Consider the following 11,966-nt stretch of genomic DNA (forward strand, 5'->3'; position numbering starts at 1 on the left):
GCAAAAGTTTGACTTTATCTTCTGATTCAGGATTACAAAACACTCTTCCATCCTCACAAATCAGTTTCGAGTTCGAGAATAATGAACTCGAAGCTGATTTTCTTTTTTTAAATACCTCTCCCATTTACCAACTTCAAAAAATCTATTTCAGCCGCTTTTCTTATCACATCTGAATGCCAAAAAACGCCACCCCTCGCAGGCTAAGATTAAACAATAATCCTATGTTTGGTTAGCCAACTATGTCTTTGCCATAGGAAAAACGAGAAAAGAGTAAAACACGACCAAAACATCATAAATCCCCTCAAATGAACCGCACAACAAGTTTAAACCGTTTCCAATAACGCCTACCAAAAATGGAATTACTCAAAGATATTTTGCCATTAACTGACCCAAAGCTCGATCTCAATTCAATAACCGTTTTGGGAATTGGGCTCAATGATTCGTCAGAAAGTATACCACCAGAATTAATCACAGAGGATCCTCGCGGCGGCTGGCTAAACACCAGTAAAGGAGTTGCATTCAGAATCTCCGAAAACGAGCCTAAGGTGATTGTCGAGTTCATTCTTAAACCAGAGCTTCTAAAAGAATTGAAACTCACCAAAAAAAGTAGAATAGAGCAACGATTTGGGGAGGCTTCTGCCATTGAGCATAAACTTGGGTCTACCTATTATTTCTATGAAAACCAAAAAATGGTGATTAGCTGGAATAACTCCAACGATCAATTATTCGGCATTTACCTTGGGGAAAACGTAATTAAGCAAACTCAATTTAGAGTAAAGGACTTTTTGGATAAGTACTATGAATTCAAGGCTATGACTCCCAACTATAATGAATGGAATGCTAAAAGCCTGAAGTATAATAAACCGAGGTTCTATCGATTTAAAGAATTAGAATCATTGATGGTGGCTTTCGATATTGGAAATGACTTGCTGACAGATTTCAAAAACCGGAAATTCCTTAACCATCGAACTCTGGAAGATTTTCGGCCAATTGTCGAGGATATTGAAAGATATGTGAGTCAGAACGGGTTTGAAAAATTAAGGTGGGAAAGGGAACGCGAAAGGTTGAAGGACATCCGCAGTTTCGGAATGTTGGTTCAAATCTTTATGAGATTCTCAGAAGAAATGAGGAACCTATTAAACTTCAATAGTGGTTGGTTAGAATCCGGTTCGGTCACGTCAAGATACTCTATTCATAAAACACATCAACTTTTGAAGAGTATTGATCTACAGGAACTCCATGAAATAGAGCATCTACTTTGCAAACTAATAGATCCCAAGGAAAGGACATTTACCAAAAGTGAGCTCATCAAAAATTATGAATTTCCCGATGTTGACCTACACTCCATTGACATGGATAACTATTAAACATGAGCCATACAAAGCTCTTGAACCACTTTCCAAGTCTTGGATTCTAAGTTTAATTCCAAATTCCGACTAAAGGAAATCCTAAAATTAACGAATCCCGTTACCAACCTGAGAATTGGATTCTTAATTTAAGTATGATCCGATTTAGAATCTATTACACTGAGAAGGATGATGGCATTCAAGGTTTTGATTCATCGCTAATCCATTCCTGTTTGTTAGCCGTTTGTTTCGAAATATGATCAACAAGCCACTCGCTTTAGTCCTTTTAATCATTGTATTCTGTGTTTCTATTGTAACCTTACTAGATAAAAATCAAAACACTTCCCAAGATGGATGGGAATAACCAATATCCTTGTTTCCCGTTGTTGTAATTCCCTCCAACCATCTACATAAGACCGTTTTCGAATGGGTAAATCCTATATTTGATTTGGCGTATAGTTAGCATCATTCAATTCAAAATCAGATAAATATGAAAGTAACAGCCGAAAAAGAAGAAAAAATTGCCAATATGGTCTTCTCGTCTATCTATCCACTTTACCTGAACAGGTTGGAGAAAAATGGCCGGACGAAAGAAGAACTCGATCGAGTGATTAAATGGTTTACTGGTTTTGATCAAGAAACTCTGGAAGCACTTGTTGGTAAAAAAACGACCTACAGAGCCTTTTTCCAAAAAGCTAAAATTCACCCTAATGCACACCTGATCAAAGGAGTGGTTTGTGGTTATCGGATTGAAGAAATTGAGGACGAATTTGAATTGTATAAACAATGCAGGCAAATGGAAAAGCTGATCGATGAATTGGCCAGAGGTCGAAAAATGGAGAAAATTTTACGCCAGGAAAAGTAGTAGGTAATGATGCTTACTAATTGCATCCACAATAATCACGAGGCTCCTAAACGGTTCGAAACCTAGATCGTTTGAGAATGAAAATAGTGACGGTGGATAACAATCTTAAATCTTAAGGCTCAACTCTGAGCTCTATGAGCGATCACCGTGGGTAATCTCAATCTTAAATCTTAAGGCTAAATCTTAAATTTTAGATTAGAAGTGATGAAAAGGTGAATTTAGATCTCGCTTTGGCTCATAATTTGCACTCATCCAATGACAACCCGCAATAGTCCTAAGTTTGATTATCTAAAACCAAATTCGAACAGTTCAGAGATTGAAATCAATCGTAAAATACACAGCGATCGCCGCGATTCTTTATGCAGGTCTTGTGGGAACCGCATTCCTGATTGAGGCCAATCAACAGAAAAAGTATTTGGCTCAATTCAACTCGTATAGAGAAGCTCAGGGAATACCTCTCCTCTACTCATTCAAGGATACGACATCAGAAAACTGGCTCACCCACATTCAAAATCATCCGGGACTTTACTGGAAATGGATTCTTACCAATTCAGAAATAGGCACCCGAATTGACTTTGCTAACTACGCCAAAGATCAGCCTTATCACGCTTCTAAATCTCTGTTCTTTGCCAACTATCTCTTCTTTTGGGACAATTACTACGCCGGAGAAAATGATGTATTCATAAATCCTCTTGACGATAGCACGGAAGTTTCATTGAATATCTGGTACATTTCAAAGGAGTTTCCAGATACAACAGGATTCTTTTGTACCCTGGATACGATCGATATCCATAAACCTCATATTCACCTCTGTAGCCTTTCAGATGACTTCGACCCGGATGATCCGAAAACAATTTTCACAAGCAACCTTAGCAAATCGGAGGCTGACAGGATTATTGAATCATGGGAGTTGGATGGCTTGGAAGCCATGTAATCTTAAATATTAAGATCCACTTAGTCTATGTTCGAAGGAATGGGTTTGGCGGTGTTGCAACTTGGTGCGGAGATTTCGTGACCAAAGGGAATCAACTTTGCCTATAATAAGGCATTTCATTAGTGAGGGCCGACTCACGAGACTCGAAATCGGACAGACAAAAACGCTCTCAGCGAAGCCCTATTTCCTCTAAAATGGGAAATGGGAAAATCCGTGTTTTTTTTTTAGTGCCTGGCTAATCTACCATTATGGTCAAATCAGCTCTACATCAATTGTGCATTTTACTGCGCAGCCTTCAATGCTATTCTCAAAGAGTGGACGAGTATTCAAACTACCTACTTCAGTCCAAGAAACATGGTCTTATAATAGTTAAAACTTATTGGTATATCTTAACCAGAACCAGCCCAGCCTCCTGAGAATTTGAACTACTATAGCTTGAATTTGAAGTTAAACTTAGGCAATATGAATCCCTCGAGAACACCCCCGTAGACAGGTGGTAATTTTAGTCTCATTTATACCTAAAACTCAAACCATTTAAGCATGAGAAAAATTGCGTTCCTATTCGCCTTGATCCTGACCCTCAGTATTTCTGGATGGTCACAAATAACCCAAAACACTAATTCACCAGGACTCTATGAAAAAGTAGAGTTAACATTAGACCTCAACCACTCGCATTTTACCGCTGCACAACGGGCTCAAATAAATTCAAAAAACCCCTATGATAAGAACTCCATTATTCTGGACGCGGTGTTTACCGACCCTAATGGAAATTCTATAAGTGTTAATGGATTTATGTTCGAAGATTTCACCGTTGTGAATTCTCCCCAAAATTCAACTATTTGTGGCCATAGCGGAACAGCCACTCGGATCTATCCTCATATTCAGAAGCAAACTTTAAATACGCCATCTGGCGGGCAAAAACTAAACTGGAAAGTTCGCTTCACTCCCGAAAAAATGGGGACATGGACCTACTCATTACAATTTGTTTTTCCCTTTAGTAGTATTCCTTCAATTACAGTTGGCAGTGGTACATTTCAATGTTCCAGTAGTAGTAACAACGGTTTCGTGAGAATGGAAAACAATGTGCTGCGCTACTCTTCAACGGGAGGCGGGTATATTCCGCTCGGAATAAATGCTGGAGCACCGGAATGGGATTGCTCAGAACTGGGAAGTAACTTTTATGATGTTTTCTTTGATCGAATGGCCGCAGAAGGAGGGAATTTTTGCCGAATTTTTATTGACAACAACTTTGCTATTAGCCTCAATGGTCCATACAACGATATCGACGCCGGGCAATTCTTCTACGACGAATTTCGACAACGAGGAGCCTACCAAATCGACAAAATCATTGAAAAAGCTGAGCAAAAAGGAATTAAAGTTCAACTCAGCTTTAATTATACCACGTTAGGCCAAACAAACTGGAGTCGAAACACCTATAACAACTCTTGTTACTTCTGGGGAAACTGTGGTTATGGAACTTGCTCCAAGTTAGAGGATATGCTCGATGACCCAAGCGCTCTGGATGTACAAACGGACCTCGTTAAATATATCGTTGACCGATGGGGATATTCCACAAGTGTGTTTGCCTGGGAAATGGTCAACGAGGCAGATTTAGTCGCTAGAAGAATTGCGGAAGAAGGTACTCCCCAAAATACCCTCTATAATGAAATGGTAAGGGTATGTCAAAAAATGGTAAACTGGCAAAGTAGTATGATGACTACTACCAGAAACCATGACGTTTACGACCATTTAGTCACCACTACTTTCGGATATAACAAGTTAAGTGCCCCTCAATGGCCGAATTCGAATCCCCCGACTTATGATGATAACATAAACTCATTTAGGAACAGTATTATCGCCATGGCGGATTACTTTGCCTTTAGCTATTACCCTCTGCCCGCCCAGCATGGAAACTACAACGTTACTTCCTGGCCCATGGTAGATGAAAAAACTAAAATCTTTGACAGGATTAGTTACAGCAGAGTCTATCTTCCAACCAAGCCAATCATGATGGCTGAACATGGAGTAAATTATTTCCATGGATACATAAGCTCTCCAGTATATGGAGGGTCGAGATTTGATGAAAATTTTGATCCTGGTGCTCTTCAGCAACATTCAACATTATGGAGCTCTCTACTTAGTGGGTACATGGGCCCTCAATTACATTGGGACAGAAGGCACTTTATAGTTCGATCTGATCCTAACAATCCATCGTCTGATCACATGAAGGTGTTCAAACCGGTTTCAGAGTTTATCAAAGAAATTGAAACCTTCGATTATTCGGTTCAAACAGCCAATCATTACAAGGATCAATATCTTAGCAACTACTATTTGGCTGATAGCAAACGGAACAAAGTTTTTGGCTGGACACAAAGTGAGGCATTCTCATTTCACCATTTGCTCGGCGCTTATTATCACAATGGTCAAATTCCTGGTTATGGATACTTTAATGATGTAGATCCTTACCTTACCTCGGGACTCAACCCTACGCATAAGCCAACTTGGTCAACCGATATCAACCACCGAACCATAAAAGTGAATGTACCTGTTTCAGGAACCTATACCGTAGAGTGGTATGATACGTATACTGGACTGCCTACCCGACACAACATTGTTGAAGAATATGTAACCTGCGGCAATGAGTTGAACCTGATCATTCCCACTCAAATAATGGATTCAGAATATGGGGATGTAGCCTACATCGCCAGTCACAAAGGATTTGGGGAAGATGTGGCCAATCAAACCAGTATCATTTCTCCGGTAGTTAACCTAGACCAGGAATTCCATGGCAATAGCCAGTCAGGATTGTTTTATACCGATCAAGCAACCGGAAAGTTTGGAAGATCGAGCGTTGGAAATAGCGGCTGGCAACAAACCCTGATCAACATTTCAGCACCTCCCATCTACGCCAATACAGGGTTCTACGCCGACAACTCAGCCGATAAATCCATCTATTACTGTGGGATTGATAATGGTATCAAAAATTTCTACCGGTTGTACCAGGACAACGGCTCCTGGCAATACCAGCAGCTTACCAACAAGACGAATCTCTCCATAAGCGGCACCACAAATATCAAAAAGCGAGGAAATCAATTCTATTTTACTCGAGCAGATGGAAAGGTCGCCGCTTTATATTCTTGCAATCAACCTTTTTGGTGCGTAGACTGGTTAACCCCAAATGCTCCAACGGTGATTGAAGATTGTGATATTGATGTGGCCTCCACTTCACCGGTTAATATTTACTATGCTGGAAAGAACTCTTCGCTCGTCAAAAACATCTACAAAATTCACTACGCCAGTGGCTGGCAAAATCAGCAAATGACCAATAGTTCCAATCTATTTATCAGAGCTGGGTCTAATGTTGGGATTTGGCAAAGTAATTCCATTGGTTTCTACATTCGACAGGACGGTTTGATTAACGCCTTTTACAACTGCGGACAGCCCTATTGGTGTGTGGATTGGCTAACAACCCCGGGCTCAATAACGGTAAAAGCAGGAACTAATCTATTGGTTCCAGACGACGAAGATTTGGTTTTCTTCATTGGTGATGATGATCATATTTATCAGCTCTATTGGGAAACTACCTGGAAAACGAAACGGATTTCTACTGACAACTGCTTTGGTGGAGTGAAAGCCAATTCGAGTTTATTCTACTTCGACAACACGCTTTTTTATGTCGGTGCCGTTGATGGGAAAACGCATGCACTCCAAAAAACCGATCCCAACCAGCAGCTTAAAACTTCGGGAAGTAAGCCCTTTTTCCAGGATTACTCGCCAACTGCAACAGTTGAGAATGAGGAAGAATCCAATGGACTTAGCATCTATCCCAATCCTTCAAATGGAAGATTTACCATTGACTTCTCCAATCAATCGTTCGAATCTCCCATTCGGATTACCCTATCGAGTATGAAAGGCCAAGTAATCTACAATGAACTTCATTCACTCGAAAATGGTAATACCCTGAGTTTTCAAATGAATGACCTTCCTAAAGGAGTATATCATGTGCAGATAAATGTGGAAGATTCGCCAGATTTAAATTGGGTAAGAAAGGTGGTAATTAAATAGTATTTCCCTTCAAATGAAAAGCTCAAATAAGTAACATCTGGATAGGTTCTTACTCGCTTTTGAGCTGATAATAATATCCTGTTATCCAGCCAAATTGAAAAGTCCTGTCGCCTTCGGTAGTTATTGGAATGGTGATGGGACTTTTTTCTCTTGACCAGATCCGAGTTCCGAGATCGAGACACTTCCTGTACACAATTAAACACGCACCAGGATTAAACCTAAGAAAACGAACACTGAATATTTTACTTTCTATTTTTACTCCTCGAAAGCTCGCTTCCATCCATAAAGGGGTGCTATAAATAGAACATGAGAAAACTATTCCTATTACTTCCGCTTATCGCCATGATGGCTTCTTGCCAGGACGGTGAAAAGCAACGACCTCTTCCTAAAAAATCGAAAACTAATTACACCCAATACGTCAATCCTTTTATTGGAACGAGTAAAATGGGGCATGTTTTTCCAGGTGCTACTGCCCCTTTTGGAATGGTGCAATTGAGCCCACAAACGAACTTTGAAGTCCTGTTTACGGATGAGGGGAAATACAATAAGGAGACTTATGAATACTGTGCGGGTTACCAGCATCGCGACACGACTATTATTGGATTCGCGCACACCAATTTTAGCGGTACGGGTCACTCGGATTTAGGGGATTTTTTGGTCATGCCTACTCATGGTAAATTGGTGCTCGACCCGCTAAAAACCAGCGAAGGCGACAAGGGTTTTTACTCCACATTTTCTCACGACAAGGAGGAAGCCTCACCCGGCTATTACAAAGTGGACCTTGAGAGCTACAACATCCAGGCAGAACTAACGGCCAGTGATCGGGTTGGTTTTCACCGATACACTTTTCCTCGATCCAATGATGCGCATATTATTTTGGATTTGGTGTACAACGTGTATCACCACGACAACAAAAATGTTTGGACTTTTATTCGCGTAGAAAACGATTCTACCATCACGGGCTATCGACAAACCAAGGGCTGGGCAAGAGACAAGAAAGTGTTTTTTGCTGCTACCTTCTCCAAGCCGTTTAAGAGCTACGGTCATAAAAAGTACGATCAGGTAAAATACGACGGCTTCTACCGACGCTTCAAACAGGGTGAAAATTTCCCTGAAATGGCCGGAAAGAATCTACGTGCCTATTTCAATTTTGACACCGAACAAGGCGAGGTTATTCAATTAAAATTTGCCCTATCCAACGTTAGTTCAGCGGGTGCCCTAAAAAATCTGCAGGCTGAAATTCCTCATTGGGACTTTGCCAAGACCAAGGCTGAAACGGAAGCTAAATGGGAAAAGGAACTTTCTAAAATCGAGGTAGAAACCTTGACTGAAGAGGATAAGATCACCTTCTACACGGCTCTTTACCATACTAACCTCTCCCCTATTATTTACGAAGATGTGGATGGGCAGTATCGAGGTTTGGATCAAAACATTCATCTATCGAAAGGATTTAAGAACTACAGCATTTTTTCGCTTTGGGATACCTACCGGGCCTTACATCCTCTGTTTAACATTACGCAGCCGAATCGTAATAACGACATGATAAAAAGCATGTTGGCCCACCACGATGAGAGTGTGCACGATATGTTACCCATCTGGTCTCATTATGCCAACGAAAATTGGTGTATGATTGGCTACCACGCCACCTCGGTCATTGCCGATGCTATGGCCAAAAATGTGGGCGACTTTGATCAAAAGCATGCCCTCCAGGCTTCCGTCAATACAGCTTCGGTTCGCTACTTTGATGGTTTGGGAGAATACATCGATTACAAATATGTACCTGATGATCTAAGCCATTCATCGGTGTCCAAAACGCTGGAGTACTCCTACAACGACTGGTGTATCGCTCAAATGGCCAAACAACTGGGCAACGCCGAAATAGACCATCAATTTTCCCAGAGAGCCGGGTATTATAAGAATGTCTACGATCCTTCCATCGGGTTTATGCGTCCCAAGTTGTCCAATGGTGAATTCCGGGAAGAGTTTGACCCCATGGATACGCATGGCCAGGGATTTATTGAGGGCAATGCCTGGAATTATGGTCTGTATGTACCTCAGGATGTTGATGCCATGGTTGCAATGATGGGTGGCAAAGAGCGAATGACTCAGCAGCTGGATGACCTGTTTACGATGGAAATTGACGACAAGTACATTGAAAAGCATGAGGATATTACCCGCGACGGCATAATCGGCAACTATGTTCATGGAAATGAACCTGGGCATCATATTCCCTACTTATACAATTGGACGGGCCACCCCGCAAAAACACAAGCACGGGTACGTATGATCATGCAAACGATGTATGGTCCAACGGTTAACGGATTGTGTGGTAACGATGATGCGGGACAAATGAGCGCCTGGTATATTTTTAGCAGTTTAGGTTTTTATCCGGTAACGCCAGGTTCTTCTGAATATGCCTTGGGTAGCCCATTGGTTAAGGAAGCCAAAATTCATTTGGAGAATGGAAAAACACTCACGATTAAAGCCCAAAACCAAAGCCCAGAGAATGTATATGTCAAGAGTGTATCGGTGAACGGAAAGAAGATTGAAAACAATTTTCTAAGCCATGACGACATCGTTCAAGGCGGTGAAATCATTTTTGAAATGGGTGCTACCCTTTGAAACTCCGGGCATGAATAAATTGACTTCCAACTACAAGGCACATTTCTCCCTGCTTTCCTCTCTGTTTTTTATGTGGGGATTCATTACCGTGATGAACGACGTTTTGATCAATACCTTCAAGGGCGTTTTTGATCTTACTGCTCCACAAAGAGCCCTGGTACAGTTTTCCTTTTTTGGTGCGTTTTTTATCGTTTCGCTGATCTACTTTATCCTGTCCTCCTCCACCGGTAGAGATCCCATTAATACCATTGGGTATAAAAAGGGAATGTTCTATAGCCTGCTCATTTGTGGAATTGGGTGTTTGTTGTTTTACCCGGCTTCATTAATTCACTCCTATTATGCCTTTTTATTGGCTCTGTTTACCCTGGCCTCAGGAGTAACCATGCTGCAAATCTGTGCCAATCCTTACGCTACTATTTTGGGAGATAAGGAAAGTGCTTCCAGTAGATTGAATCAAGCTCAGGGACTGAATTCCTTGGGAACCACCTTAGGTCCTATTGTAGGTACGATATTGATTTACAAAGTCTTTTCGAAGGGAACTCTCACCGTAGAAAGTATCGCCAACACCTACCTGATCTATGGCCTTGCCTTTATTCTTTTGGCCCTGGTGGTGCTAAAAAGTAAAATGCCTGCCTTTAGAAATAGGGAGAACATTCCTCCTGGCCTGGGAGTGTTAAAACACAAGCACCTCGTTTTTGGGATTCTTGGAATTGCCTTCTATGTAGGGTCCGAAGTAGCTATTGGAAGCTGGATTGTTGAATTCATTAAACTCGATCACATTGCCGGGTTGGCCGAAGACGATGCCAGCTATTTCCTTTCCTTCTTTTGGGGTGGTTTGATGATTGGGCGTTTAATGGCGGGAATATCCTTAAACAGCTCCCTTACAAAAGCGAAAAAGTACCAATACATGCTTCTCTCCTCTTTGGGAGCCTTTGCCGTTATTTACCTGGCGACCAGCTTAAAGTATAGCGACGGAACTTTTCATTTCAGTCCTATTCATCCCGAGCAAATTGCCATCTATTTGGTTCTCATTGCACTCAATTTTGGTTCCTTCCTACTGACGTTTAATAAGCCTGCGAAGGGGCTGGTCCTTTTTTCGGCCATCAACGCTGTATTAATTTCCATTGGAATTTGGGGAAGCGGTGAGTTGGCATTTTGGGCCATGATCGGTACCGGTCTGTTCTTTTCCATTGGCTGGTCCAATATCTTTTCTCTGGCCATTAAGGATTTAGGCAACCTTACCAGTCAAGGGTCCTCCTTACTCGTTATGGCCATTGTAGGTGGCGCTGTCCTTCCTGGAATACAAAGTTTTATCATCGAATACCAGGGCGTTCAGATTTCATTTGTTGTCCCCCTAATTGGTATTTTTTACCTGATATTTTATGGGTTGAAGGGGCATAAAATAAAGGTCCGATAGCATTCGATATTGCAGTAATCTGAAGCTCACCACCTACCTCTTCCAAGAAGCTTTTCCAACTTAGACCTTTAATCCAAGTTCCAAAATAATTACCCTGAAATACGAAACCAGTTTCATTTTATTTTTACACTTTTGTGAAACCAGTTTCATAAATGGAATGATTTATGGGGAATGGAATTAGCTCAAAACATAAACGAAAGGAAGGCTTATTCACCAATGGAAGAGGACTTTATAAAAAGCTTAGATCTAATAGGATATACAGCGAGAATTAGAAGGCTCAGTGACAATCTCAATAAAATGGGCAAAGTGGTTTATAAAGATTTAGACCTTGAGATCGAGCCCAATTGGCACCTTGTTCTACTGATATTAGAAAGAGAGGAAGAGTTAACAGCTACTGAAATTGCTGAGCACTTATCATTCTCACACACGGCGATCATTAAGATTACCAAAAAAATGGTGCGCTCTAATTTCTTAAATGCCCAAAAGTCCCCAACTGATGGTCGAAAGCAACTTTATTCTCTATCTGACAAAGCCATCAAACAACTTCCAAAACTCAAACAAATATGGAATGACATTGCCGAGGTCCATCAACAATATGTGAGCAAAACATTCCTAAAGGAGCTTACCAAAATAGAAAACTCACTGACTCAAAAGTCAACCATAATTAGGGTAAAAGAACTGTATGATAAGCGTAAATAATCATATCCAGTTAAAACC

7 protein-coding genes are annotated in these 11,966 nt (G+C 41.0%); all 7 read left to right on the plus strand.

The window, feature by feature from the left end; translation table 11 throughout:
• The first annotated feature begins 353 nt into the window (after positions 1-353).
• The 7 genes from KFE98_02590 to KFE98_02620 all read left to right on the plus strand — a co-directional run bounded on the left by KFE98_02590 (position 354) and on the right by KFE98_02620 (position 11,948).
• Positions 354-1,367 (plus strand): hypothetical protein, encoded by a 1,014-nt coding sequence (locus KFE98_02590; GenBank protein ID UTW63062.1) that lies wholly within the window; start codon positions 354-356, stop codon positions 1,365-1,367.
• Positions 1,368-1,836: 469 nt separating this feature from the next.
• A complete protein-coding gene (locus KFE98_02595; GenBank protein UTW63063.1) occupies positions 1,837-2,211 on the plus strand; it encodes a DUF2200 domain-containing protein in 375 nt (124 codons plus the stop codon).
• A gap of 316 nt (positions 2,212-2,527) precedes the next feature.
• The gene (locus KFE98_02600) at positions 2,528-3,145 is read left to right on the plus strand and encodes a hypothetical protein (protein ID UTW63064.1); all 618 of its coding nucleotides are present in this window, start codon (positions 2,528-2,530) and stop codon (positions 3,143-3,145) included.
• 540 nt (positions 3,146-3,685) lie between these two features.
• A complete protein-coding gene (locus KFE98_02605) occupies positions 3,686-7,210 on the plus strand; it encodes a T9SS type A sorting domain-containing protein (GenBank protein ID UTW63065.1) in 3,525 nt (1,174 codons plus the stop codon).
• A 306-nt stretch (positions 7,211-7,516) separates the two neighbouring features.
• Positions 7,517-9,832, plus strand: coding sequence for a GH92 family glycosyl hydrolase (locus KFE98_02610; GenBank protein UTW63066.1), 2,316 nt, complete (start codon positions 7,517-7,519; stop codon positions 9,830-9,832).
• A gap of 10 nt (positions 9,833-9,842) precedes the next feature.
• Positions 9,843-11,249, plus strand: a complete 1,407-nt coding sequence (locus tag KFE98_02615; protein ID UTW63067.1) for a sugar MFS transporter — start codon at positions 9,843-9,845, stop codon at positions 11,247-11,249.
• A gap of 171 nt (positions 11,250-11,420) precedes the next feature.
• Complete coding sequence (locus KFE98_02620; protein ID UTW63068.1) at positions 11,421-11,948, plus strand: MarR family transcriptional regulator; 528 nt, start codon at positions 11,421-11,423, stop codon at positions 11,946-11,948.
• Positions 11,949-11,966 lie beyond the last annotated feature (18 nt).

This window comes from bacterium SCSIO 12741 (genome assembly GCA_024398055.1).
GTDB lineage: Bacteria > Bacteroidota > Bacteroidia > Flavobacteriales_G > Salibacteraceae > SCSIO-12741.

What these genes read in the sequence shown, in the direction of transcription:
- KFE98_02590 (UTW63062.1), top strand. Translation starts at nt 354, where the DNA reads ATGGAATTACTCAAAGATATTTTGCCATTAACTGACCCAAAGCTCGAT.
- KFE98_02595 (UTW63063.1), top strand. Translation starts at nt 1,837, where the DNA reads ATGAAAGTAACAGCCGAAAAAGAAGAAAAAATTGCCAATATGGTCTTC.
- KFE98_02605 (UTW63065.1), top strand. Translation starts at nt 3,686, where the DNA reads ATGAGAAAAATTGCGTTCCTATTCGCCTTGATCCTGACCCTCAGTATT.
- KFE98_02610 (UTW63066.1), top strand. Translation starts at nt 7,517, where the DNA reads ATGAGAAAACTATTCCTATTACTTCCGCTTATCGCCATGATGGCTTCT.
- KFE98_02615 (UTW63067.1), top strand. Translation starts at nt 9,843, where the DNA reads ATGAATAAATTGACTTCCAACTACAAGGCACATTTCTCCCTGCTTTCC.
- KFE98_02620 (UTW63068.1), top strand. Translation starts at nt 11,421, where the DNA reads ATGGAATTAGCTCAAAACATAAACGAAAGGAAGGCTTATTCACCAATG.